The sequence below is a fragment of the Vibrio owensii CAIM 1854 = LMG 25443 genome (assembly GCF_000817815.1).
Classification (GTDB): Bacteria; Pseudomonadota; Gammaproteobacteria; order Enterobacterales; family Vibrionaceae; genus Vibrio; species Vibrio owensii.
This window is the reverse complement of sequence record NZ_JPRD01000011.1, coordinates 295,085-320,863: the sequence shown is the minus strand read 5'-3', so window position 1 is coordinate 320,863 and position 25,779 is coordinate 295,085. Positions and strand designations below refer to the sequence as shown.

Annotated in this window: 22 protein-coding genes; 10 read left to right on the top strand and 12 right to left on the bottom strand. The window is 45.7% G+C overall.

Annotation, left to right across the window (positions count from 1 at the left end):
- Positions 1-63: 63 nt before the first annotated feature.
- On the bottom strand, positions 64-1,629 hold the full coding sequence (locus tag H735_RS06545) for a recombinase family protein (RefSeq protein ID WP_080641564.1): 1,566 nt from the start codon (positions 1,627-1,629) through the stop codon (positions 64-66).
- 245 nt (positions 1,630-1,874) lie between these two features.
- Here H735_RS06545 and H735_RS06540 point away from each other — a divergent pair, with 245 nt between their 5' ends.
- On the top strand, positions 1,875-3,614 hold the full coding sequence (locus H735_RS06540) for a glycoside hydrolase family 36 protein (protein ID WP_020194942.1): 1,740 nt from the start codon (positions 1,875-1,877) through the stop codon (positions 3,612-3,614).
- 73 nt (positions 3,615-3,687) lie between these two features.
- On the opposite strand, the gene H735_RS06535 is transcribed toward H735_RS06540, so the two are convergent.
- Positions 3,688-4,902, bottom strand: coding sequence for a putative manganese transporter (locus H735_RS06535; protein WP_020194941.1), 1,215 nt, complete (start codon positions 4,900-4,902; stop codon positions 3,688-3,690).
- Positions 4,903-5,109: 207 nt separating this feature from the next.
- On the opposite strand from H735_RS06535, the gene H735_RS06530 reads away from it, so the two are divergent.
- Positions 5,110-6,015, top strand: coding sequence for a manganese-dependent inorganic pyrophosphatase (locus H735_RS06530; RefSeq protein WP_005437259.1), 906 nt, complete (start codon positions 5,110-5,112; stop codon positions 6,013-6,015).
- A gap of 74 nt (positions 6,016-6,089) precedes the next feature.
- Positions 6,090-6,479 (top strand): DUF2750 domain-containing protein, encoded by a 390-nt coding sequence (locus tag H735_RS06525; protein ID WP_005437260.1) that lies wholly within the window; start codon positions 6,090-6,092, stop codon positions 6,477-6,479.
- A gap of 123 nt (positions 6,480-6,602) precedes the next feature.
- Here the strand turns inward: H735_RS06525 and H735_RS06520 are convergent, their stop codons facing one another.
- The 6 genes from H735_RS06520 to pspF form a co-directional block, all read right to left on the bottom strand.
- Entirely contained in the window at positions 6,603-7,385 is a 783-nt protein-coding gene (locus H735_RS06520; protein WP_005437261.1) for a peptide ABC transporter ATP-binding protein, read from the bottom strand.
- The gene (locus H735_RS06515) at positions 7,382-8,377 is read right to left on the bottom strand and encodes a peptide ABC transporter ATP-binding protein (RefSeq protein WP_020194940.1); all 996 of its coding nucleotides are present in this window, start codon (positions 8,375-8,377) and stop codon (positions 7,382-7,384) included. Before H735_RS06515 ends, H735_RS06520 begins: the two co-directional genes overlap by 4 nt.
- Entirely contained in the window at positions 8,377-9,264 is an 888-nt protein-coding gene (locus H735_RS06510; RefSeq protein WP_009705777.1) for an ABC transporter permease subunit, read from the bottom strand. Before H735_RS06510 ends, H735_RS06515 begins: the two co-directional genes overlap by 1 nt.
- Positions 9,251-10,213 carry an ABC transporter permease gene (locus H735_RS06505; RefSeq protein WP_020194939.1) on the bottom strand — a complete coding sequence of 321 codons (963 nt, stop codon included), beginning with the start codon at positions 10,211-10,213 and terminating at the stop codon, positions 9,251-9,253. Before H735_RS06505 ends, H735_RS06510 begins: the two co-directional genes overlap by 14 nt.
- Positions 10,213-11,832 (bottom strand): ABC transporter substrate-binding protein SapA, encoded by a 1,620-nt coding sequence (gene sapA / locus H735_RS06500; RefSeq protein ID WP_020194938.1) that lies wholly within the window; start codon positions 11,830-11,832, stop codon positions 10,213-10,215. Before sapA ends, H735_RS06505 begins: the two co-directional genes overlap by 1 nt.
- Positions 11,833-12,111: 279 nt before the next feature.
- Complete coding sequence (gene pspF / locus H735_RS06495; RefSeq protein WP_020194937.1) at positions 12,112-13,122, bottom strand: phage shock protein operon transcriptional activator; 1,011 nt, start codon at positions 13,120-13,122, stop codon at positions 12,112-12,114.
- Positions 13,123-13,355: 233 nt separating this feature from the next.
- Between pspF and pspA the strand changes: the two genes are divergently transcribed.
- The 7 genes from pspA to H735_RS06460 all read left to right on the top strand — a co-directional run bounded on the left by pspA (position 13,356) and on the right by H735_RS06460 (position 20,670).
- On the top strand, positions 13,356-14,027 hold the full coding sequence (gene pspA / locus H735_RS06490) for a phage shock protein PspA (protein ID WP_005425704.1): 672 nt from the start codon (positions 13,356-13,358) through the stop codon (positions 14,025-14,027).
- A gap of 14 nt (positions 14,028-14,041) precedes the next feature.
- Positions 14,042-14,275, top strand: a complete 234-nt coding sequence (gene pspB, locus H735_RS06485) for an envelope stress response membrane protein PspB (RefSeq protein WP_005437276.1) — start codon at positions 14,042-14,044, stop codon at positions 14,273-14,275.
- Positions 14,268-14,657, top strand: coding sequence for an envelope stress response membrane protein PspC (gene pspC / locus H735_RS06480; RefSeq protein ID WP_005437277.1), 390 nt, complete (start codon positions 14,268-14,270; stop codon positions 14,655-14,657). Before pspB ends, pspC begins: the two co-directional genes overlap by 8 nt.
- 156 nt (positions 14,658-14,813) lie before the next feature.
- Positions 14,814-15,845: an efflux RND transporter periplasmic adaptor subunit gene (locus H735_RS06475; RefSeq protein ID WP_005437278.1), complete on the top strand. Its 1,032-nt coding sequence runs from the start codon at positions 14,814-14,816 to the stop codon at positions 15,843-15,845.
- A 1-nt stretch (position 15,846) separates the two neighbouring features.
- On the top strand, positions 15,847-16,932 hold the full coding sequence (locus H735_RS06470) for an efflux RND transporter periplasmic adaptor subunit (protein WP_020194936.1): 1,086 nt from the start codon (positions 15,847-15,849) through the stop codon (positions 16,930-16,932).
- On the top strand, positions 16,929-20,039 hold the full coding sequence (vmeI, locus tag H735_RS06465) for an efflux RND transporter permease subunit VmeI (RefSeq protein ID WP_020194935.1): 3,111 nt from the start codon (positions 16,929-16,931) through the stop codon (positions 20,037-20,039). Before H735_RS06470 ends, vmeI begins: the two co-directional genes overlap by 4 nt.
- A gap of 70 nt (positions 20,040-20,109) precedes the next feature.
- Complete coding sequence (locus H735_RS06460) at positions 20,110-20,670, top strand: DNA-3-methyladenine glycosylase I (protein WP_020194934.1); 561 nt, start codon at positions 20,110-20,112, stop codon at positions 20,668-20,670.
- Between the two features lie 8 nt (positions 20,671-20,678).
- On the opposite strand, the gene H735_RS06455 is transcribed toward H735_RS06460, so the two are convergent.
- The 4 genes from H735_RS06455 to cls all read right to left on the bottom strand — a co-directional run bounded on the left by H735_RS06455 (position 20,679) and on the right by cls (position 25,586).
- Positions 20,679-21,536: a lipase secretion chaperone gene (locus H735_RS06455; RefSeq protein WP_020194933.1), complete on the bottom strand. Its 858-nt coding sequence runs from the start codon at positions 21,534-21,536 to the stop codon at positions 20,679-20,681.
- 13 nt (positions 21,537-21,549) lie between these two features.
- Positions 21,550-22,452: an esterase/lipase family protein gene (locus H735_RS06450; protein WP_020194932.1), complete on the bottom strand. Its 903-nt coding sequence runs from the start codon at positions 22,450-22,452 to the stop codon at positions 21,550-21,552.
- 280 nt (positions 22,453-22,732) lie between these two features.
- A complete protein-coding gene (locus tag H735_RS06445; RefSeq protein WP_020194931.1) occupies positions 22,733-23,938 on the bottom strand; it encodes a cystathionine beta-lyase in 1,206 nt (401 codons plus the stop codon).
- A 190-nt stretch (positions 23,939-24,128) separates the two neighbouring features.
- Entirely contained in the window at positions 24,129-25,586 is a 1,458-nt protein-coding gene (gene cls / locus H735_RS06440; protein WP_009705786.1) for a cardiolipin synthase, read from the bottom strand.
- Positions 25,587-25,779 lie beyond the last annotated feature (193 nt).

Genomic DNA, 25,779 nt, shown 5'->3' with positions numbered 1-25,779 from the left:
AAAAACATAACCGCTTATCATACTACTGTTCCTGATTTTGGGGTAGTGGGTAGTGGACTTGAACTAGAGTGAAGTCACAGTGGTATCTCCGTTAGACCATTTCACGACGTATTCGATAATGTTTCGATTACCGTCTTTCCTACCAGTTGGCTTTGCTTCGATGCGGTCAATCATGTGACGTAGAACATTGCGAAATTGCAACCGTAAATCGACTTGTTGTTTATCTAAGAAGTCAGCCTCAGCATAATCAGTAAATAACGAGCGCCAGACGTTTGGTAACGTACCTTTAGCAGTAGTAATACGTTCAGCATCAATAGACTCTTGAATTTGCTCTAACTGTGATTCTAAATCGCTAAGTTCAGCAACCAGTACACGTGGTGGACGTAAACCATCGGCTCGGTATTCTTGATACTCAATTTCAAGCTGCTCTAGTTGGGATGTTAGGTCGGATTGGTTTTGCAGTAAGGACTTGAGATTATCGCTAGCTGGTTGAGCAATGTTGTTGAACGCTCTTAGTCTAGCCTGTTGAGTTATGTAATTCTCAATGGGCTCAATCGGTGTACCCCATTGAGGGTGCTTTGCTGTGCCGTTAGCTGCGTTGATACAGGCATAACGATAATATTTTCCGCTACGATTACACGACATCCCACCACCACATATTCCACACTTTAGTGTATTGATGCCGTTGAGCAATCCCGTGACCTTTGGCTTTGTAACGTTGTCTTTCTTGTATTTACCAGATCTAGTGGCACGGAGCAGGTCAAAGTCTTTCTCAGAGCAAACTGCTGGTGCGTAATTTGGGAGATTGTAATCACTACCATCAATAGTAAGTATGCGCTTACCTGTCAGCATAGTATTTGCAGTCATTTTATCTATCAAGACAGGGTTCCATTTACCACGAGAACGAGGTGGAGCATCATAGTTTTTCTCTAACCATCGGAAGATAGTTATCGTTGATTCAAGGTTAATAATACGCTTCACTATGGCTCGGGCAATTGGGAAGTATTTAGGATGAGGCTTCACGTAACCAGATGATATGTCAAGCCACCAAGGGTGACTGCCAACGGATTTGATAGCACGAGTGTAGCCATCCTGAAAGTAGGCAGGATCATTAGCTTCGATACCTTTGATGATAGTAAGAGCATTTCCACGAGTACGCTTAGATTTAGTACGAGACTCCTCATGGGCACGCTGCATCGTAAGTACAGATAGGATTATGTTTTGGGAGATATGTTCGTCGTTATGGTCGTACAGCATATTATCAGAAGTCGTGTAGATGCTGACTCCTTTATTGATAACTGATAGGAACAGTTCCATCGCTAGGTTAACTTGCTGGCGGGAAATACGGTCTAACGAGAACACCACTAAGATACTACCCTTTGCAATACGTCCAGAGCTAATGGCATCTAATATTTTACCGAAGCTTGCTTGTAAGTGGTTGCCCTTGTAAGCAGACACACCAATATCCTCGAACGTTTCGTTAGAGATAGGAAGGCTGTAGCGGTGCGATAATTCAGATAGCAGTGGTTGTTGGTTTCGTTGTTGCTGTAAGCCAGTACCAGACTGCTGTGATAGGCTTGAAATACGAGAGTATAGATAGATTTTAGGTAGGGATTTCGTCATCATCATTAATCCATAATTGTATGTAACTTATGGTAGTTGATGGACTTAACTTTTTAAAGTAATAGGTGGTCCAATCGAAGTTGCTTAATAACAGCACTAAGCTTTAAAAAAATTTCAGTGAGCACTCTCTCAATACCAAATCTAAGTATCTGCACGACCGCTAGATTCGTGATGCTGATAACGAATTGGGTAGGAGAAGCGGAGGATAATGAGCCAAACTAAACAATAATAATCAAGTGAGTAGATTTTCTATGGCTCAAACCATTCAATTGGCCAATCACACCGAACTAACGGTGCATGATAATGATCTTCTGTTTGAAGTGATGGGCAACCAAGTTCATTTTTCGTTTGCAGGGATCCACAACAAAACCTTCACCGATCGTGAAGTCCTGTTTGAAATGCCTTTCCTCTACGAACAGGGCGCAACCGTGTTAGGCGACGGTTTCCAAATGTTGGCGCAGACTAGCGGCACCATTTCTCAACCTGTCGACGTTGGTCGTTGCCCGGATAACAACAACTCTTACCGTATTTACCCTGAGAATTCCCCAAAGCGTTACTACAACTATCTAGCTGTTGAAGACGCCGCAGGTTATACCTTGTTCGGTTTTACCTCTTGTCATCGCTTTGCAGGCTATTTTGAAGTGCAGCAGCATGGTGAGCATTGGGTTCTTTCTGCTTCTATCGACGGAGAGCAGACCCAAGTGGCTGATTGGGAGCACAACAAGCTGGAATCTGTTGCGGTACTTCGTGGCAACTCTCTCTCTGAGTTGTACAAACAGTACAGTGGGATGCTTGCCGAGCACCACCCAATCCGTAACGGCGTCACACAAGATGCGCCAATTGGCTGGTGTTCTTGGTATGCATACTATGCAGATGTGACAGAAAATAACGTATTGAAAAACGTCGAATGCATGCAAGACAACCTAGCTGAGCTTGAATGGGTGCTGCTCGATGACGGTTACCAAGCATTTATGGGGGATTGGCTAACACCTTCAGATAAGTTTTCTGGCGGTGTCAAAGAGCTGATTCACAACATTCGCGCTAAAGGCAAAAAACCAGCGATTTGGATGGCGCCATTCATTGCTCAACCAGAATCGGAGATCTTCCAAAAGCATCCTGAGTGGTTTGTGCGTCACCAAGATGGCAGCCTATTGAAAGCAGAAGATGTCACCTACGGCGGTTGGCGCTGTACACCATGGTACATTCTCGATACCTCAAATCCTGAAGTGCAAGATCACCTGACTCATGTGGTGTCTGTCATGCGTCAAGAGTGGGGCGTTGAGCTATTCAAATTAGACGCAAACTACTGGGGTACTTTAAAAGGTAAGCGAAGCCAATCGGGTGTCACCGGTGTAGAAGCCTACCGCATGGGTATGGAAGCGATCGCTAAAGGAGCAGGGGATGCATGGCTGTTAGGCTGTAACGCGCCAATGTGGCCTTCTTTGGGCTTAGTTGATGCAATGCGTGTCTCTGACGACGTAGAGCGCCATAGCCATCGCTTTGAACAAATTGCGAAAGAAACCTTCTTCCGTAGTTGGCAGCATCGTAAGTTATGGCAAATTGACCCAGATTGCGCAACGTTCACTTCATTACCTAATCAAGCAGCCTCACGTGAAGATTACCAATTCCATCGCAACGCGTTGCTAGCGTGTGGCGGTCTACTGCTTTCAGGTGACCCTCTACCAGAAATCACCCCATTTGCGAGTAAGACGCTAGCGAAATTGATGTTGCGTCAGCGTCGTAATCAGGAGTCGGCCAAGTTTACCGCGCTAGGTTTAAACCATGCTTTCCTGCCGCTAACATCTAAAAACGATCTGCACTGCTTATTTAATTACACCAATGATGAAGCGACAGAGTTTACGCTCACTGCAGACCAGCCTACCGATTGGTACGATTACTGGACAGGAGAGAAGCTCAACCAAGAGCCATGCCAGCTATTGTTGGTGAGTTTAGACAAAGGCCTCAATGCTAAAGCTATCGTGACAGCTTAACCTTGCGCGCTTCCGAAAAACAAAAGAGCCTCGATTGAGGCTCTTTTTGTATCCATTGCATCTGATTTGAAAGCTAGTATTCAAATAGGAAAAAGTAACCGTATCCAACAATCAAGGCTGGTATCGCAGAATAGATAGTGGCGACAAGCGCAGCTTTAGGAGCCATTGCAATCGCAGGGAACAAGGCATCACCATCATTGGAAATGGCATTAGAAAGCTGTGCTGATAATGGCGCTGCGCCGGATATATAAAGACTCGTAACTAGAATTTGCGGGCCACAGCCTGGCAAAATACCAATAGCCAAACCAATGAGAGGCATCCAGATCCCCCAGTTTGAGAACGTCGCTCCCAAGTCTAAACCCGAGAAATAGGTTGTAAGTTCAAAGGCTAAGAAAGCCAAAATAACCCACGCGCTAACAAAGTTTGTGTCTTGAGCCGCTTTTTGAATTGGGTGCGAGTCGATGATTTTGTCATCTTCAGATACCGTTGATTTGTAATCACCTAGCTCTTTGGTCATCGCCCACAAAAACATACTGACAACTGCAAATGTCGCACCTAACCACTCCATACTGTTTTCTTTGAGGCCAAGTAATTGGTTGGTATCCACTTGGAATGAGCCCAGAACGGCAATGATGCTTGCAGGTATCAGCAGCCATTTCCAGAATGCTCCTTGAAGATTGATAGCACGTTGCTCAACTGCTGTGTGCGCATCACTATGGCTATTACAGCATTGAGCTTGTGGAACATCCTCTTTTTGCTTTGGGCGCAAGAAGTCATCAGCGTGGAATGCATTCACTACCCACCCAGATATTGCGCCTACAACAATACCTAAAGCAATCACACCAAACCCTGTTGCAGGCTCTGCTGCGAGTAATAAGAAGGCAGCATCACCCATGGTCGAGGTTAATACTGCAACGATAGCACCAAAGCCAACTCGGCCACTGATGAACTGAGTGGTGACAACGATAGCACCACCACAACCAGGCAAAGCTCCAAGGAGTGCAGCAAAGAAAACTTGATGGCTACGAGAACTGTGGTAAAGCGCAGTGAGTCGATTTGTCTTCGACATGAAGTTCGAAAGGTAGTGGTATATAGCTAAGGTAGCTGCAACGTAACAAGATACCGCCCAGAAAGAATCAGATAGGGTTGCGACGGTGACTTCTCTTGTGGTTTCACTCGCTAACAGTGCGAGCAATGCGATAGGCAGCAATAGCCTTTTATAGGCCAGACGAAATTGAGTTGGCTGCAGCAGCTGATGTGCTGAGTGGAAAATTTTTGTTGCGTTCATAGTAAGCTCAAATGCAAATAGGAATGATTCTCATTATATGAAAGTGAGAATTATTCGCAATAGGCGGTAACAACTTTTCTTCGTGTCAATTTCCCTCAAATCAGGTAAAGTATCGGCCTTTGTGAGCAAACCCGCTTCCAAGGTGTAATTCGTTATGCAATTCACCCTTTTAGGAAGCGCATCAAACTGACTTGAATAGGAAGAAACATGATTCTAGTTGTAGGTCATAAGAACCCAGACAGTGACAGCATCTGTAGTGCACTAGTTGCAACTGAACTTCTAAAGGCGCGTGGCGTTGAAGCAATGCCAATCCGCCAAGGCGAAATTAACCGTGAAACTCAGCACATCCTTGAAGTAGCTGGTGCAGAAGTTCCTGAACTTCGCACATCAGTAGCGGGTGAAACTGTTTGGCTAGTAGACTACTCAGATCTAGCGCAAGCACCAGACGATATTGCTGAAGCAGAAGTTGCAGGTATTGTTGACCACCACCGTCTAGGTGACGTGATGACAGTAAACCCAATGGAAGCATGGATCTGGCCTGTTGGTTGTACTAACACAGTACTGTTCAACATGTTCAAGATTGAAGGTCACGAGATCAAGCCTCAAATCGCTAAGCTAATGATGTCAGCGATTCTTTCTGACACAGTAGGTTTCGCTTCTCCAACTTGTACTCAAAAAGACAAAGATGCAGTAGCTGAGCTAGCGGCTATCGCAGACGTACAAGATGTTGACGCATTCACTAAAGATCTTCTAATCGCTAAGACAAACATCGAAGGTCTATCTGCAGCTGAACTTGTTGAAAAAGACCTTAAAGGTTACCCATTCAACGGTCGTGACGTAGTAGTAGGTCAGGTTGAACTTGCGACTCTAGAGCAAGTTGACGGCATGATCGAAGCTCTAGAAGCGGATCTAGAAGCTCGTTGTGCGAACGACAACCTAGCATTTGCTGCTGTTATGCTAACAGACATCACTACTGCTCAAACTCGTCTTCTTTACAAAGGTGAGTGGGCTGAGAAGCTTGTTAAGCACGAGAAAGACGGCATGCTAATGATGGAAAACACTCTAAGCCGTAAGAAGCAAGGCTGGCCTTGGCTTCAAACTGAGCTTGTGTAATTTCATTATTACCAACGTATACTTTAAATGCCCGCCAATAGGTGGGCATTTTTCTATGGGAATAGGAGACAAACATGTCTGAAGCATTAACCCAAGAGCAAATGGACACCATCAATCGCTACAATGAAGAACAGCGTTTGAAATACTGTGTGAAGGAAATCGTAGCAAACCGCAAAGTGTGGATTCTAAAAGATGAACACGGCTGCGTGATGCTAAATACAGAAGATGACGATTGTGTGCCTGTGTGGCCAAACGAAGAGTTTGCACAGCAGTGGGCGACAGGTGACTGGGAAGAGTGTGAACCAGAAGCTATCTCTTTGAACAAATGGCACAGCCGTTGGACATCAGGCCTAGAGGACGATGAGTTGTCTGTTGTGGTTTTCCCAAATCAGAACGAAGAAGGCGTAGTTCTATTCCCTGACGAGTTTGATTTCGAGCTTCGTAAACAAGAGAGCCGTCGCTAGTCGCTACAAAGCGTGCTCTAGAATTCAGAGAATAAAAAAGCCTGCGTTGATGCAGGCTTTATTGTTTTTAGAGAAAGGTTTTTTGAGAAAGCGAATACTAGAAACTTACTACTCGCTCAGTTTCTAGTGGTTTGGCGCTTTGTAGAAGTGGCTCTCTACCAATCGTTGAGTAATCGCATGCTCTGGGTTGGTCAGCACTTGGTTTGTCTCACCAAATTCCACCACTTCGCCCTCATGCATCACCATCACTTTGTCCGTAATGTGTTTTACAATGCCGATATGTTGAGACACGTAAACAAACGACAATCCCATCTCTTCTTGTAGCTCCAAGAACAGGTTAATGATCTGAGAGCGCATTGCCATGTCGAGACCGTTTAGTGCCTCATCAGCGACGATGATAGACGGTTGAAGAATCAAAGCACGAGCAAGACACACACGCTGCTTTTGACCCGCTGCCAGCATCTGAGGATAGAAGTAAGCATGCTCCGGTAACAAACCTACGCGTAGCAACGTATCCTTCACACGCTTCATTCGTGCATCCGGCGGCATGTTGGTGTTTCGTTTAAGTGGGCCTTCCAAAATACGCCCGATCTGAATTCGTGGATTCAAAGAGGTGTTTGGATCTTGGAAAATCATACGAATCAGCTTACAGCGCGTCGAATAATCTTTGTGCTCTAGACGTTCACCATTCACGCGAATCTCGCCAGAGCTTGGCTCAACTACACCAGCAAGCATACGTGCTAAGGTTGATTTACCTGAACCGTTTTGACCGATAAAGCCAATGGTTTGGCCCGGCTCTAGAGTAAAGCTAACCGGTTTTACCGCTTCCTTGACTGTGCGTTTGAACAGACCTGAGCGCGTGACAAACTGTTTCGATAGGTTATCGACTTCAAGCAACGCACTCATGAATGTTTCTCCGTGTTCAATGGGAAGTGACAGCTAAATTTGTGATTCTTAATACGCTTAGTGTGTGGAATCTCCACACATTGTCTTTGTGCATAAGGACAACGAGGCCCCAAGCGGCAACCAATTGGTAAGTGCTGCAAAGGAGGGATGGAACCCGGCAGCGATTGCAGTTTCTGTTTATGAGGGATCCAGTCATTAAAGTCTGGCATCGCTTTGAGCAGGGCTGCGGTATACGGGTGTTTAGGAGCCGCAATCAGTTTTTCTGTATCGGCGGATTCTACCGACTGGCCGCAGTACATTACTGTAATACGATTCGCCCACTGAGTAATCGTGGTCAAGTCGTGCCCAATCAACACAATCGTGGTGTTGTTAAGCTGATTCATTCGGCTCAACAAACGCAAAATTTGTGACTGAGTAATAGGGTCAAGGTCGTTGGTTGGCTCGTCGGCAATCAAGATTTTCGGCTTGGTTGCAATCGCCATTGCGATCATGACTTTTTGACATTCACCGTCCGTCAGTTCGTATGGGTAACTTCCCATCAAACGTTTGTGATCTTTGATACCGACTTTGTGGAGTAGGGCAATCGCCTGCTTCTTACGCCACTTGAATCGCTCCCACCATTTGCCTTCGAAAGAGCGAGAAGGGATCGATTCGATCAACTGACGTCCTACTTCTTCAGAAGGATCCAAACAAGTTGAAGGCTCTTGGAAGATCATCGCGATGTCACTCGCAATCACTCGTCGGCGCTCTTTCGGCGTCAATTGAAGCAGGTCAATATTGCCAAGTCGCATTCGGTCCGCGGTGACTTTCCAGTTGTCTTTACAAACCCCAACAATCGCTTTGGCGACGAGACTTTTACCCGAACCTGATTCGCCCACTAGACCGCGTATTTCCCCTTCATTTAGGGTAATGCTCATGCGGTCTACGGCTTTCACAAGGCCCGATGGTGTTTCAATTTCAATGGTTAAATGTCGAATATCTAATAACGGCATTATTCGATCCCCGCATTGAGCGCTTGGCGTACACCTTCACCCACTAAGTTTAGAACAACAACAGTAAACATAATGGTGAGACCGGGTAGTGTCACCGTCCAAGGTGCGATGTAAATCAGTTCAACAGAGTCACCAAGAATTGCACCCCATTCCGTACTTGGCGCTTGAGCACCTAAACCAAGGAAACCCAGTGCGGTGATATCAAGGATCGCAACAGAAAGTGCTAGGGTGATTTCTGCCGCGATGACTGTCAACACGTTCGGTAGAATCGAGTTCCAAAGCAAGTAGAAGTCGTTAGCACCGTCCAAACGGGCAGCCATGATGTAATCTTTCTCAACTTCGGTATGCACGGCAATATAAACCGAGCGAATAAAGCGCGGAATCAAAGCCAAACATATCGCCAATAGAATATTGAATTCCCCAAAGCCCAAGAAAGCCACAAAAATGATGGCAAGCAGCAGTGATGGAATTGACATGACGGTGTCGAGAAGGTGGTTCAGTGTGCTAGACAAAAGGCCTTTGGTCATACCCGCTAACACGCCAATAAAGCAACCGATAAGAGCTGCAATTGCTGTGATTGCAACCGCTGCGCCAAACGTCAACTGAGAGCCCATGATAAGGCGTGAAAGAATGTCACGACCTAAGTCATCGGTTCCTAAAAAGTAATCAACAGTGCCTGCCGGTGCCCATGATGGCGGAACCAGTAATTCACCCGATTGCGCTTGCGGATCGTAGGGTGCTAGCAGTGGAGCAAAGATGGTAATCAGTACAACGAAAGCCAAACACCACAAGCCGAACATTGCCAAGCTGTTCGCACGGTAGCTGCGCCAGAAACGTTCGAACTGAGTCGGAATGCGTTCTTCCTGATAAACGTTATTTGTTAGCATACCATTCCTTTCTCACCAGAGGGTTAATCATGGCACCAATCAGATCCGAAAGGATGTTGGCAGTTAAAACAAGAGTTGCTAGAACCATTACACCCGCTTGAATCGAAGCATAATCTTGATTGGAAAGGGCGTCTAACAACCAGCGGCCAATGCCAGGCCAGTTGAAGATGGATTCAGTGATGATCGCGAGAGTAATCATGCTCGAAAGTTGAACCCCAACCTTTGGAATGATGGGTGGAATCGCATTACGAAGTACGTGTTGAGTCACGATCTCGCGGTTCGACAAACCTTTGATTCGCGCGGCACGGATGTAGTTTTGACTCATCACCTCTGCAACTGATGCTCGCATTAAGCCAATGACCTGAGTGGTTGGCGTTAATGCCAATACCAAACATGGTAAAATCATATGCTCAATAACACTTTGTAGCGCGTGTGCTCGGTATTCACCTTTTGCCATGAAAGCATCAATGATGGCGAATCCTGTGACGTGGTCGATTTCATAAAGTAGGTCATAGCGTCCTGCAACTGGGAACACGTGATACTGAAGCGAAAACACCATAATCAGCATTAGAGCAACCCAGAAGATTGGCGCAGAATAACCCGACATTGACACAAACGAGATACTAGTATCGAGCCATTTACCTTGCTTCATACCTGCAATGGTACCAAGTGGGATACCGATAAGTAGCGACACTATGAATGCAAAGAAACACAGCTCTAACGTCGCAGGGAAAACGACAGCGAGCTCTTCGTAAATTGGATTGCCATTTTTACTGATGCCGAAGTTAAGCTGAGACAACTCGACTAAATAACTTTGCCAACCCGACCAAAACTCAACGTTTGCCCAGTGGGAAGTGGGATCCAAACGCAGGAGTGAAAAGCCCACTAACGTGAGAATCATCAAAGTGATGACAAACAGATTAAGACGTCTTACGGCGTACCAAAACATTAATGAATTCTCTCAACTCTATCAAAAGGTTGTGCATTGAAAGGGCTCGACTTAAAGCCTTTCAGCGATTTATCGTGAACACGGAATTGAACACCATGAGCTAGCGGAATCACCGGAAACTCTTCGTTCAATATGTTTTGAGCTTGGCGGTATAAGTTCAAACGGTAACGTTGTTGCTCTGTTTCTAACGCGAGATCCAACAAGAAGTCGAAGTCGTCGTTACACCACATTGAAACGTTCAAACCAACGCGCTCAGATTCACAAGAAAGCAGTGGACGGAAAAAGTTATCCGGATCGCCTGTATCACCAATCCAACCCGTTAGCAGTAAATCGACATCATTGATGGTTTCTAACTGAGTGCGCTCAAAACGGTCATCGGTCAGAAGTCGTAAATCAACGCCAATATCCGCAAAGTTAGCTTGAATCAGCTCAGCGGTTTTGCGTGGACTTGGGTTGAATGCGCGTGGCTCTAAAGGTACCCACATTGTTAACTGAAGCCCTTTTTCGTAACCTGCTTCTCGCAATAGGGCTAGGGCGTAGTTACGGTCGTAACGGATTTTTACGCTGTCTTTTTGGTAAGCCCAAGAATTTGGAGGAAGTAGGGTATAGGCTTGAGTACCTGTTCCGTAATAAACCGAATCAAGAATGTTCTGACGATTGATCGCAAGGTTAAGTGCTTGTCGAACACGAGGGTCGCGAAGCGCAGGGTGACCAGTGTTAATCGCAATAAAAGAAACGTTGTTAGCAGGCGTTGCGGTTAACTCAAGGTTTTCCGTTTCTTGAATGATTGGGATCTGGCTAGAAATCGGTGACGCCAAAACATCACATTCGTTTCTCAATAGCTTGGCCAGAGTGCCAGTACCGCGGTGAGAAATGTCGAATACCACTTGTTCCATCTTCGCCGGTGACTTCCAGTATTTTGGATGACGTTCCAAGCGAATCAAATCGTTTACTTGATACTCTTTTAGTTGGTAAGGACCAGTACCAATAGGCAATATATCGATTTGTGCTTTTTCATCCTTCTCTGCTAATTGCTGCCCGTATTCAGCAGAAAGCAAAACAGCATGGCTAGTGGCAATATTTGCTAAAAAAGCAAAGTTAGGCTGAGAAAGTACGAACTTAACCGTGTGGTCATCCAGAGCAATCACATCTTTTACGAGGTTTTGGAAATCCAAACCTGCAAACCATGGATAAAAACCACCACCGACGTCATGAAACGGATGGTCTACATCAATGATTCGCTTAAAGCTGAATACCACATCTTGGGCGTTAAACGGACGAGTCGGTGTGAACCAAGCGGTGTTTTGAAACGCGACGCCTTGTTTTAAGCTAAACGTGTATTCCGTGCCTTCGTCGTTAACCGACCAACTTTCCGCAAGGTTTGCGACGGGTTGGTGAGATTTAGGATCGAGAGTGAGCAGCGTGTCGTACAGCTGAGGACTTAATGCTTCGGCTGTGATGCCGCTGTCAATGAGCTGAGGGTTAAATGTGGTTGGCTTACCTTGCCCACAAAACACAAAGCCATTCTCTCGAATATCATTGTGATCGATTTCGTCACCACATGCGGTGAGTAAGCTAATACCAATAAGGCTCAGCGATAGTCTTATAAAAGCTTTCATAATATGAAATGGTCATTGGACTTTGCTTGTTCCTTCTGCTTTTTGCATCAGAGATGACAAGCGAAAATGATCCCGCTAATTTATCACCTTTGCCAACTCGCTCCAAACATAAAATCGTTGTGTAGCGAGGTGTTAGATCAAATTACCGTATCATTTCTGGTTGGCGATCTTATTTGCCTCTCAAATTGCTCACTATGTGTGTGATTTGCCGCTGGTTAGGAAACGGCTTGTTTTCCTTAGTATAGTGAGACAACGCTAGAGTGAGAGGGCAGGTGCTATTTATCCTTGACCAACTAAGCCATATTTTCTGACCATGCCTCTGAGCTGGTGGTAACTTAGCCCTAATAGCTCTGCCGCTTGGCGTTGATTAAACTTCGCTTCTTCTAAAGCGCGGTTAAGCAGTTCGATATCTTGGTCTTCTTGCCACTGTTTGTAATCCAGAGGGAAGCGAATCTCAGCTCTCGGCGCCGTTTCTGCAGGTTCTGATTCTTCTTGATTTGCTGTATGGCCTAACGCGTTATCCCAACCCGCTTCAAATGGGTTAAAGATAAGATATTCGATCGGATTAGAGTTCAAACCATGACGATAAATCGCACGCTCAATCACGTTCTTTAACTCACGTACGTTGCCCGGCCATGCGTAATCCAAAAGTGATTGTTGTGCCTCTTCCGTAAAGCCAACAAAGTATTCCAACTGCAATTCACGGCACATCTTGATCGCGTAATGCTCGGCAAGGGAAAGAATGTCTTCTTTTCGCTCTCTCAGTGGTGGAAGCATGATGACGTCAAACGCCAAACGGTCCAGTAAATCTGCGCGGAAATCGCCTTGTTCCGCCAGTTTTGGTAAATCGGCATTGGTTGCACAAACTAAGCGAACATCAGCAGTCAGTGCGGTATGTCCGCCAACACGTTCGTACTCACCATATTCAATCACGCGAAGAAGTTTTTCTTGAACAAGAAGAGGAGCGGTTGCCAATTCATCGAGAAATAAGGTGCCACCTTCTGCGCGTTCGAAGCGGCCTTTGTGCTTACCTTTAGATCCTGTAAATGAGCCGGATTCGTGGCCAAACAGTTCTGAATCAATCAGACCTTCGCTTAATGTCGCACAGTTTAGAGAAAGCAGTGGCTTATCCCAACGCTTTGATAAATAGTGTAAACGTTGCGCGATGAGTTCTTTACCTGTACCTCGTTCTCCAATGATGAGAACAGGACGTTCAATCGGCGCCAGTTGTGATACTTTATCTAGTACGGCGAGAAAAGCGGGCGATTCACCAATGAGGTTCTGCTTCATAAAATCCTTCTTATTTTCTATCTAGCCACGATTTACAGTATTGGAGTTGGTGAAATTTACCAACAGTTGGTAAAAACCATCATAGCATAACGGAGTGTAACGACAACAAAATGCGTAAAGTACTGTTTATTATAGAAAATAAAAGTTGGCACGCTACTTGTTATATCTAAAGGGAGACACAAGGTGAATCACCACCTTGTCGAGTTTAAATAGGAAAAAAGAGGAGTTCCGTTATGGGTATTTTTTCTCGTTTTGCAGACATCGTTAACTCAAACATCAGTGCATTGCTAGACAAGGCGGAAGATCCTGAAAAAATGATCCGTCTTATCATCCAAGAAATGGAAGACACGCTTGTAGAAGTGCGTACTAACTCGGCTAAAGCGATTGCAGACAAAAAAGAGTTGGCTCGCAAAGTTGAAGCTTTAGAAGAGCAAATCACTGAGTGGGGTCAGAAAGCAAGCCTAGCTCTAGTGAAAGAGCGTGAAGATTTGGCACGTGCTGCTCTGATTGAAAAGCAAAAGCTGGAGCAAGTGATTAAAGGTCTTCACACTGAGCAAACGCTAGTCGAAGAAACCATTGAGAAACTGACTGGCGAAATCGGTAAGCTAGAAGCAAAAATCACAGAAACTCGTGCGAAGCAGCAAGCGCTAGCGATTCGTAACCAAACGGCATCGAACCGTCGTGATGTACAAAAACAACTTCATGCAGGCCGTACAAACGAGGCGATGGCAAAGTTCGAGCAATACTCTCGTAAGATTGACGAGATGGAAGCGGAAGCGGACCTATACGCGAAAACGGGTAACGCAAAGTCGCTAGACCAAGAGTTTGCTGAGCTACAAGCACAAGACGAAATTGAAAAAGAGTTGGCAAAACTGAAAGAACAGATGTCATCGAACGATAAATAAGAAAGGAGCCATTTATGTCGACATTTTTTATTACTGGACCATTGATTGTCTTTTTAATCTTTGTCGCTCCACTATGGCTCTTCTTACACTATCGCAGCAAACGCAAAGCAGATAGTGCACTGTCGAGCCAAGATCTAGAGCGCCTTCAGGTACTGTCTGAAAAAGCGGAAGCGATGCAGTCTCGAGTTGAAACATTAGAGCGTATCCTAGACTCAGAGTCCCCAACATGGAGACGAAAGTATGAATAGACGAGAACTGTATCGTGACCCGGTAAACGGCAAAATCTCCGGTGTGTGTGCCGGAGTCGCAAACTACTTTGGCGCGGAAGTTTGGTTGATTCGTATCGTCGTGATCTCCGCAGCCTTGCTAGGCGGTACTTTTTTAGTCTTGTTGGCTTACATTGCAATGACCTTCATGCTAGAGAAGCAACCAATGACTTATACCGAGAACATTAAGTCACGCGAAGAACATACGTTGAAGAGCAAACCGTGGCAAAAAGGACAGAGTCCAGATCAGCTGTTAAGCGTGCTGGAAAATGACTTTAACCGTCTCGATGGAAAAATTCGCAACATGGAAGCGTATGTCACTTCTGACACTTATCGCGTAAACAGAGAGTTTAATAAGCTCTAGTGATTAGTTACTAATTTATTGATAAAGCAGGCTTCGGCCTGCTTTATTTTTGTCTCAAATTGCTATTTTTAAAGAAATTTTTTGCTCTGATGCTCTAGAAGAACACCATAAATTCATCTACTTTAAAAGGAATGGATCTTAAATGGATGAATTAACATGAGAAAAGCGCTCATTCCAATCGCTGTCATGACGGTTCTCTCTGGGTGTGGAAAAGAGCTGCCACCAGTCCCTGAACCCGAATCTCGGCCCGCCAAACTCTTCACGGTCTCTGTAGGCAATGCTCAGTTTGAACGACATTTTCCTGCCACCACAGAAGCCGGCGACCGAGCAGTACTCGCATTCCGTGTGCCTGGATTGCTTCAGTCGATCGAAGTCAATGCGGGGCAGATGGTTAACAAAGGCGATGTGCTTGCCGTACTCAACCCTGACGAGTATTCACTACTCGAAAAACAAGCCCGTGCGAATTACACCTTAGCGGATGTTCAATACGAACGTTCGAAAAAGCTTCGTAAAGAGCAAGTGGTGTCTGAGCAAGATTTTGATGCAGCGAAAGCCAATCATAATTCAGCAAAAGCACAGTGGAATCAGGCTAAAGCAAACCTGAGATACACCAAGCTTGTTGCTCCTTACGATGGCACTATTTCTTACCTGCCAGCGGAAAACCATGAATACGTGGCGGCAAAAGAAGGCGTCATGAACATTCAAACCAACCAAGTGATGAAGGTGTTATTCCAATTACCAGATCACTTGTTGAGTAAGTTTACGCAAGGTGCCAACGCACATGCGTCAATGACGTTTGATGCGTTCCCAGAGCGTTCTTTCGAATTGACCTTCCAAGAAATTGATACCGAAGCGGATCCTAAAACGGGCAGTTACAAAGTCACCATGGTGATGGCTCGCCCAGAAGGGGTCGGTATCTTACCGGGTATGTCCGGTAATGTGCATTTGGTGTCTGAAAATGCAGGTGCCACAAGAATTCCGAATTCAGCACTGTTTACTGAGAACGATAAAACGTGTGTTTGGCGTGTGAATGACCAAGGCATCGTTGAGAAAGTGACGGTAACGCTTAACGAGAAACAGCAGATTGCGTCCGGCCTAGAAGACGGTGACCAAATCATTATCTCTGGCGTCAACGTGATTGAGCCTGGCATCAAAGTGCGTGAGTGGGTTAAGGAGCGAGGACTGTAGTATGAAAGGAATCTTAGCTTTAACCACACTTTGCTCAGCAATGCTATTGGCAGGTTGTGGTGACAAAGGGCCGGAACGAGAACTTGAAACGCCGCGCGTTCGAGTGGCTTCTCTGGAAGGTAAGAAGGTTGACGATAACCTGTATTTTCCTGCTGTCGCCAATGCTGCTGACCGTTCACACTTAAGCTTCCGTGTTGCGGGCGAGGTCAGTCGAGTCTTGGTCAAAGAAGGTGATAAGGTCACAAAAGGTGATGTTATTGCGACGCTAGACCCTACCGATTACAAGCTTGATGTCGATAACGCATCGGCACGTTTTTCTGTGGTTGACAGCCAATACCGCCGTTCAGCCCCTCTAGTGAAAAAAGGCCTATTGGCAAAATCACAATTTGATGAGATCGCAGCACAGCGTCAAATTGCGTTTGCTGAACTTGAATTAGCCAAGCTTCGTTTGTCGTTTACAGAGCTAAAAGCACCGGTTGATGGTGTTATTTCGCGCGTAAACGTCGACCAGTTTGAGAACATTCAAGTTGGTCAGTACATCGTAAACATTCACAGTGTGGATCGCGTCGAAGTACTGATTCAGCTTCCTGACCGTTTGTACGTTAATCAGCCTCCGACTGAAGAACATCTGACGGGAATCAATGCCGTAGTTCGTGTACCAAGCGGCAATGAATACAACGCTCAAATCAAAGAGTTCACCACAGAGCCAGATCCAAACACTGGCACTTTTACGGTGACGCTGTCTCTGCCTATGCCAGAAAACGAATACATTCTTGATGGTATGGCGGTGGATGTGACCTCTAAAGATGAAAAGACCGGTCTAGACCTTAACATCGGTATCAACGTGCCAATCGAAGCCATCTTTAATGCCGATGGTGATGATTTGGATCGTGAAAACAAATTTGTTTGGGTCTTGAATGACGACAATACCGTAACTCGCAAGCAAGTGCGTGCTGGTAAAGCGTCACAAACCTCGGTTCAAATCCTTGATGGTTTAGAGCTTGACGACAAAGTGGTTGTCGCTGGTGTATCCCGATTAAGAGATGGCATGAAAGTGGAAGTGGTTAAGCAGGAGGCAACTCAATGAGTGAACAAAATAACGTTGCGCCTCAAAAAGATGATGATGAAAACGTAACGGGCATCGCGGCGTATTTCATTCGTAACCGTGTAATTAGTTGGATGGTATCGCTGATCTTCTTAATCGGTGGTATCTCTGCGTTCTTTGGCCTAGGTCGTCTTGAAGATCCGGCCTTTACCATCAAAGACGCAATGGTTGTCACTTCTTACCCTGGTGCGACACCGCAACAGGTCGAAGAAGAGGTAACCTATCCAATCGAAAAAGCGATTCAGCAATTAACCTATGTGGATGAGGTTAACTCCATTTCCAGCCGCGGTTTATCGCAAATTACTGTGACCATGAAAAACAACTATGGTCCGGATGACTTACCGCAGATTTGGGATGAGTTACGCCGTAAAGTCAACGACTTAAAAGGCACATTACCGCCGGGTGTTAATGATCCATCGGTCATTGATGACTTTGGTGATGTATATGGCATCTTGTTGGCCGTAACTGGTGATGGCTACAGCTATAAAGAGCTGCTCGACTATGTGGACTATTTGAGACGTGAGCTCGAATTAGTCGACGGGGTGAGTAAGGTTTCTGTATCAGGCCAACAACAAGAGCAAGTCTTCATTGAGATTTCGATGAAGAAGTTAAGCAGCCTAGGTCTATCTCCGAACACGGTATTTAACCTACTATCGACCCAAAACGTCGTTTCTGACGCAGGTGCGATCCGAATTGGTGATGAGTACATTCGTATTCAACCAACCGGTGAGTTCCAGAGCGTTGACGAGCTCGGTGATTTGCTACTGACAGAGTCGGGTGCGCAAGGTCTGATCTTCTTGAAAGACGTAGCGGAGATCAAACGTGGCTATGTCGACGTTCCAACCAACATCATTAACTACAATGGTGAGTTGGCGCTCAACATGGGTATTTCGTTTGCTCAAGGCGTTAACGTAGTTGAAGTGGGCAAAGCGTTTGACCGCCGAGTGGCGGAACTAAAATACCAACAGCCGGTTGGGGTTGAGATCTCAGAAATCTATAACCAGCCAAAAGAAGTAGACAAGTCGGTAAGTGGTTTCGTTGTCAGCTTGGCGCAAGCGGTGGGCATCGTAATCGTCGTTCTGCTCTTCTTTATGGGTTTACGATCAGGTCTTCTCATTGGTCTGATTCTATTGTTGACGGTATTAGGTACCTTCATCTTCATGAAGTACTTTGCTATCGACCTGCAGCGGATCTCCTTGGGTGCCCTGGTTATCGCGCTGGGTATGCTGGTGGATAACGCCATCGTGGTCGTGGAAGGGATACTCATAGGTACCCAGAAAGGACGAACGAGACTTCAAGCGGCTACAGACATCGTAACGCAAACTAAATGGCCACTGTTAGGTGCAACCGTGATTGCAGTAACGGCATTTGCTCCAATCGGTCTGTCAGAAGACTCGACGGGTGAGTACTGTGGTACCTTGTTTACTGTATTACTTATCTCTCTAATGCTGAGTTGGTTTACTGCGATCTCGCTAACGCCATTCTTTGCTGACATCTTCTTTAAAGGTCAGAAAATCAAGAGTGGTGAAGGGGAAGACAACGACCCTTACAACGGCATCATCTTCGTAATGTACAAAAAGTTCTTAAACTTCTGTATGCGCCGAGCATGGTTTACGGTTGTGGTTTTGGTGGCAGGTCTTGCGGCAAGTGTCTACGGCTTTACGCATGTAAAACAAGCCTTCTTCCCATCATCAACCACTCCTATCTTCCAATTAGACGTTTGGTTGCCTGAAGGTACAGACATTCGCGCGACAAACGACAAACTGAAAGAGCTTGAAGGTTGGCTAGCGAAGCAAGATCACGTTGAGCACATTACCACTACTGCGGGTAAAGGCTTACAACGTTTCATGCTGACTTACTCACCAGAGAAGAGTTACGCAGCCTACGGTGAAATCACGACGCGTGTAGAGAACTACGAAGCGTTGGCACCACTGATGGACCGCTTTAGAGATCACATCAAAACCAACTACCCAGAAATCAACTACAAGTTGAAGCAAATTGAATTGGGTCCTGGTGGCGGTGCGAAGATTGAAGCGCGTGTTATCGGTTCAGATCCAACTGTCCTTCGTACTATCGCAGCGCAAGTGATGGACGTGATGTATGCCGATCCTGGCGCGACCAACATTCGTCATGACTGGCGTGAACGTACTCAAGTGCTAGAGCCTCAATTTAACGAGAGCCAAGCACGTCGTTACGGTATCACTAAGTCTGATGTGGATGATTTCCTATCTATGTCGTTCTCAGGTATGAATATAGGTTTGTACCGTGATGGCACAACGCTGATGCCAATCGTAGCTCGCCTTCCTGAAGATGAGCGTATCGACATTCGTAATATCGAAGGCATGAAGATCTGGAGCCCTGCGCAGAGTGAGTTTATCCCGCTACAACAAGTAACTATGGGTTACGACATGCGTTGGGAAGACCCAATCATCGTTCGTAAAAACCGTAAGCGCATGCTAACAGTGATGGCTGATCCAGATATCTTGGGTGAAGAGACGGCGGCAACATTGCAAGCTCGTCTACAACCACAGATTGAAGCGATCGAAATGCCACCAGGTTACTCATTAGAGTGGGGTGGTGAATATGAGTCATCAGGCGATGCGAAGGCGTCATTGTTCACAACGATGCCAATGGGTTACCTGTTCATGTTCTTGATCACCATCTTCTTGTTCAACTCGATTAAGGAGCCGCTGATTGTTTGGTTGACGGTGCCTCTGGCATTGATCGGTGTAACAACCGGTCTGCTCGCCTTGAACACGCCGTTTGGCTTTATGGCGCTGCTTGGTTTCTTGAGTCTGTCGGGCATGGTATTGAAAAACGGTATCGTACTGCTTGACCAGATCGAAATTGAGATGAAGTCAGGTAAAGAGGCGTACGACGCAGTTGTGGATGCAGCGGTAAGTCGTGTGCGCCCGGTATGTATGGCGGCAATCACTACCATTCTTGGTATGATTCCTCTACTACCGGATATCTTCTTTAAACCAATGGCTGTAACCATCATGTTTGGTTTGGGTTTTGCGACTGTACTGACACTAATTGTTGTGCCAGTATTGTATCGTCTATTCCACAAGGTGGCAGTGCCAAAGTAACGACTGAGTTTTAAGAACGTTCTAAAGCGCCTCTGGCTGACCGTCAGGGGCGTTTTTATAAGGATTAAATATGGAACAGAATACGTGTGCATGGGCAATGAACCATCCACTTGAACGAGAATATCACGATGCAGAATGGGGCATACCTGTGCATGATGATACCGTGTTGTTTGAGTTCATCACGTTAGAAGGCGCGCAAGCTGGTTTGAGTTGGATTACGATTCTGAAAAAGCGAGAAGGCTATCGTGAAGCGTTTGAGCACTATGACTTAGATAAGTTAATTCAACGCGATGAAGAGCGCACAGAGTTCATCGTGGAGAACTTCGACGTGGTTAAGCATCGCGGTAAAATCAATTCGGTATTTAGCAATGCTAAAGCGGCCAAGCAATTGATAGAAGAATACGGAAGCCTTTCCGCTGCGCTATGGCAATTTGTTGATGGCAAGCCAATTGTGAATCACTGGACAGACATGAACCAAGTGCCAGTATCGACAGAACAGTCCAAAGCGATGAGCAAATTCCTTAAAAAGAAAGGCTTTAAGTTTGTGGGCGAGACGATTTGCTACGCATTCATGCAAGCAGTAGGTATGGTCGATGACCACATTGTTGGTTGTCCTAAAAAGCCTAACTAGACATCGAATTAGTTGTTCGCTTCACTATCATGAATTCTTTCTAAAGCTTCGACGCGACGCCATTGGTTTTGCTCGAAGCTTTGTTCTCTTAATCCGGCGATTTCTGTTTTCTTTTCATCCTCACCGAGGAAATCGTTGTTGATGATCTCCGCTCGTTTCTCTAAATAATCGTTGAGTGATGCATTAAACGAGGCTCGTTGTTCATCCAAAGCCTGCAGTCGTTCGGCGCCTTCTTCGCCGACCAAATCAACACGAGCCAAGTACTTCTCTTGTACAGACATTTCTAAGGTTTGATTTAGTTCAATCACTAGCGCGTTGTTGCGCTCACTTTGCTGAATATACTCAGGTTGAGAGGCGAGGTTTTCTTCGAGCATTTGTTTTTGAGAGTCAGCGTCTAATTCAGTTTCTTGAATGGCGAGTTTGTCTATTGCTAACTGACGTAAGCGATTTTCTTCATCGAAAAGTTGAGCAATTTGTTCGTCAGTAAAAAATTCGCTCTGCATAGACAAGATGGCATTGTTCAGTTCTTTCAATTCCATCAATGACAGTGAATTTCCTTCGAACGGTTCTAGCTTGGATAACGCTTCTTTGTAGGCGAGGTAAGTCTCGAACAGTTCTGCGTTGATACCCAGTGAATTTGATTGTGATTCGCCGGCTTTTACGTTGGCTTTGATTTCTTCAAGGCTTTGCTCCCCAAGACTGCTCAATGAGTACTCAAAGAAGTCTTTCTGGGAGGAAAGATCAACTGTAGTGTCTTGTTGTGAATGCGCCTTTGTTGGCTGCGCTGACTGAGGTTGAAACAAATAAACCGCTCCTACACTAACGAGTGATACAACGGACACAATGACAAGAGCGGCTTTCTTCATGATAAGTTCCTTTTTATAGACCTTGCAGTTTCAGGCGATTTGCATGCTGACGATACAGTGTGACAGGGTCAGTTTCGAATAAGTGATGAATGCCAAGTAATCCGTTGATTTCATCCAGATGATTCATCTTATAGTTGTCACGAATCACCTTACCTAGGTGAGTACTGCATGCTCCAACAAGGCCATCGTTCGGACCATCAAATGCCAAGCCTAATACGACCATTGCGCCGTCAGTAGGGTCAAATAGATTGGTAAAGTTTGAAGAGCCCGTCCATGAGTAGTAATACACGCCATTGGATGCCAATAAATCACCATCTCCGCATTCACTGGTCGGGATGCCTTCTGGGTAATATTGGTTGAACGCCAGAGAACCTTCGGTGGTTAGAGCTTCTAAAGAGGCCAATGGATCTTGGTCGAGGTCTGTGCCACCAGAGAGTAGGTTAATCAGTGTCACGAGTCCTTCTGCCAACTTCACGGCCACGCCTTCACTGATAGAGCCTTCAGGCACCGTACCGCGCACAATATCTGCAACTTTAGAACCCTTATTTACCCCTCCGATACTGGTAACGGATGCTACTAAGTCTGGGCGTATTGAGGCGACATAACGTGTTGTTGGGCCACCGTGGCTGTGTCCAATCAAGTTGACCTTCTGTGCGCCCGTTGCAGCAAGCAGCGTTTCAACCTGTGCCAAAAGCTGCTCACCGCGAGCTTCACTACTGTTGGTCGCAGACACTTGGGCAACATAAACCGTTGCGCCATCTTTGGTCAGAGAGTGTGGGATGCCATAGAAGTAATCGACACCGGCTAAGGTATCAAAGCCAAACAACCCATGAACAAGAACGATGGGATATTTAGTCTCTGTGTAACCACTGGCGTTGGCAGATGCAAAGGATAGGGTGCTTAAAACGAAAAGCATTGTTGTTATGAATCTGAGTTTCAAAACTATCTCCTTGTGGTATGACCTCTTATGAGTTTTATAAAATAGGCGATAAGTTTTGCGGTTGAGAAGTTCGTTTGTGGCACATTGTTTTAATCTGTGATTACTCAAAAGAAAATCAACAGATATGATTAACATTGAGTTGATGAATATTAGAATGTTAGTTAATTCTAATTAAGACAATGAGTTAGTAACTCTGTCATGAGAGGCAAAAAAATAGCCTCGCAGTACGAGGCTATTTAATAATTGTTCTGAATGCTTATAAAGAGGCTTCTTTTTCGAGTACGAGTGCGTTGTATCGCTCGAAGCCAGCTTCAAGGTCGGCAATGAGATCTTCAACATCTTCGAGACCGATGTGCAGGCGGATAAGTGTGCCTTCGAAGTTTGGATTCGCCACTGTGCGCAAGCTATTAAAGCTTTTTGGCTCGTTAGCTAAAATCAAACTCTCAAAACCACCCCATGAATAACCCATGCTGAAGTGTTTCATGCCATCCAACAATGCTGTGGTTGCTTTCGGGTACGAGCTTTTCAATACGAATGAGAACAAGCCATTACCACCGGTAAAGTCGCGCTTAAAGAACTCATGACCAGGGCAGCTTTCTAGGGCAGGGTGACGAACGTGATCGACTTCAGGGCGGCTTGCCAACCACTGTGCGACTTTCAGGCTGTTCTCTGCATGCTGGCGTAAGCGAACATCTAAAGTACGAATTCCGCGCAGACCAAGATATGCATCATCAGGAGAAACGCATTGTCCCATAAGGTAGCTTTGTTCGCGCAGTTGGTCCCAGTACTTCTCAGACGCAACGGCCGTACCCAGCATTACATCTGAGTGACCAACAATGTACTTGGTCGCTGCTTGGATAGAGATATCAACACCGTGCTCGAATGGTGAGAAATTCACACCGGCACCCCAAGTGTTGTCCAACATGACGATGATGTCCTGCTCATGGGCAATGTTAGCCATCGTTGGGACATCCATCACTTCCATGGTGATCGAACCAGGAGACTCTAGGAACAAGATTTTGGTATTCGGTTGAATAAGCTCACGAATACCTTCACCAATCATAGGATCAAAGTAAGTTGTCTCGACGCCCATCTTCTTCATGATGGTGTCGCAGAAGTCGCGAGTAGGTTCGTAACAGGTATCCACCATTAAGATGTGATCGCCCGTTTCAACAAAAGACAGGATGGCATTAGAAATCGCAGCCGTACCACATGGGTATAGGGCACAACCCGCACCGCCTTCGATCTCAACCATGGCATCTTGGAAAGCAAAGTGTGTATTCGTGCCACGGCGTCCGTAGAAGAGTGTTTTATTTGTACGGTTGATCATTGCTTGGTTCTTTTCAGCAACCGTATCAAAAACGATGGTTGAAGCGCGCTGTACTGGTGGGTTTACCACGCCGTTAGTCCATTTCTTGTCTCGACCTGCGGTAACGAATTTGGTCTTTTTGCCTTCTGACATAAAAATTCCCTGTCTAAATTACGATTTTCAATATTTAAAACATGGACCAAGGGTGGTTTGCAAGGGAAAAATGGAAATGACAGGACTCGTCAGAGCATCATGTGAAAATGAGGAGTAGAGAGGGGGATAAAGAAAACCAACAGCGTGAATCTGTCGGTTTTGTATGGATTTATCGGTTTTAATCTATTTATTACAGTAATGGGTTAAATAAATAGAAAACGCGCTCTAGGAATCGAGAAAAAATGCTGCGCTTTTCCCACTCGACTTTATCAACCGTATGAGACTGACTGATGTAAGTATCCTGTAGCCATGACATTTGTCTTGTGAACTCTTCGTCGTCTACCGCAAGCGTCACTTCAAAGTTCAGCCACAAGCTTCGCATGTCCATGTTGACCGTACCAACCAAGCAGAATTGTTGGTCAATCACCACCGATTTCGTGTGTAGCAACCCGCCATAAAATTCATAGATTTTGACGCCTGCAGCAAGTAACTCACTGTAAAACGCACGTGAGGCCCACTGAACCATCATTGAATCGTTCTTATGCGGAATGATCAGCTCCACTTCTATACCGCGTTGTGCGGTCATTTTAAGCGTTTCCAATAAGTCTGTGCTCGGTACAAAGTAAGGCGTTGTGATTCTGACAGAGCGGTTCGCTTGATTGATTGCCAGCGTCAGTACTTGGTAAATCAAGTACTCTGGCATCCCCGGACCAGATGGAACCACCTGAATTGGATGTTGAAACTCATCGCTGTTGTCAATGCGGCACTCTGGGTGCTTTGGAAACTGACGCTCGCCAGTCTCTACTTCCCAATCCCAACAATGGATAGCGCTCAATACGTTTACTGTTGGCCCTGTAACACGCACCATGATATCGATCCATTGACCCACGCCACTGTTCTGTTTAAAGAAAGCAGGATCAACCAAGTTCATAGAACCTGTATAGGCTATCTCGTCATCAATCACGATGATCTTGCGATGCTGACGTAAATCCAATCGGCGAAGGAAAATACGCCACATCTTTACTTCTAATGCCTGCACCACATCGATGCCCGCATCTTTCATCATCTTGTACCAAGGGCTACGGAAGAAGCGAGGGCTACCAGCTGAGTCGAGCAGCAGCTTAACATCCACGCCACGCTTCGCAGCTTGAATCAATGCAGAAGCAACAGAGTCGGCTAAACCGCCCGGATGCCAAATGTAGAACACCATTCGAATGCTGTGCTGTGCGTTTTCGATATCTTCAATGATTGAATGGAGAATCTCATCCGGCGATTGTTGAAGTGAAAGCGTGTTACCACTCAGCGCTGGTAGACCAAGACGGTTGTTACATAACTCATCGATGCGATAGATGTGACGGCCCATGGCTTCTGGAACATGCGCGTTACAATCATTTAACTGAGTGAACCATTGTTGGAACGGCGTGAACATGACTTTGGCACGTTCTGCACGTTTTCGGCCAAGGTTGAGCTCACCAAACAGGAAGTAACAGGCAACACCAAGCACTGGCAGGATGTAGATGATCATGAGCCATGCGAGAGAAACGCTGACAGCGCGACGTTTTAATACGACACGAATAGTAACACCAGCGACTAGGAACCAGTAAAGTCCGATGCTGGCTAGGGTGAGAAAGTGATAGAACTTGTCCATATACGCCAAAAGTAATAAGCCCAATATGGATATTAAGCGTAAATGGCGGAACGGGAAACTATTTTCATACCATCACGGATAAGTGATTTTGTGTTGTGAAATGAATTTTATAACGGGGGTTTGTGTTACTGAGGTGTGAAATGTTGGATGAAATTTTAACTTTTGCGCAAAAAAGCAGCATTTAGCGTGAACA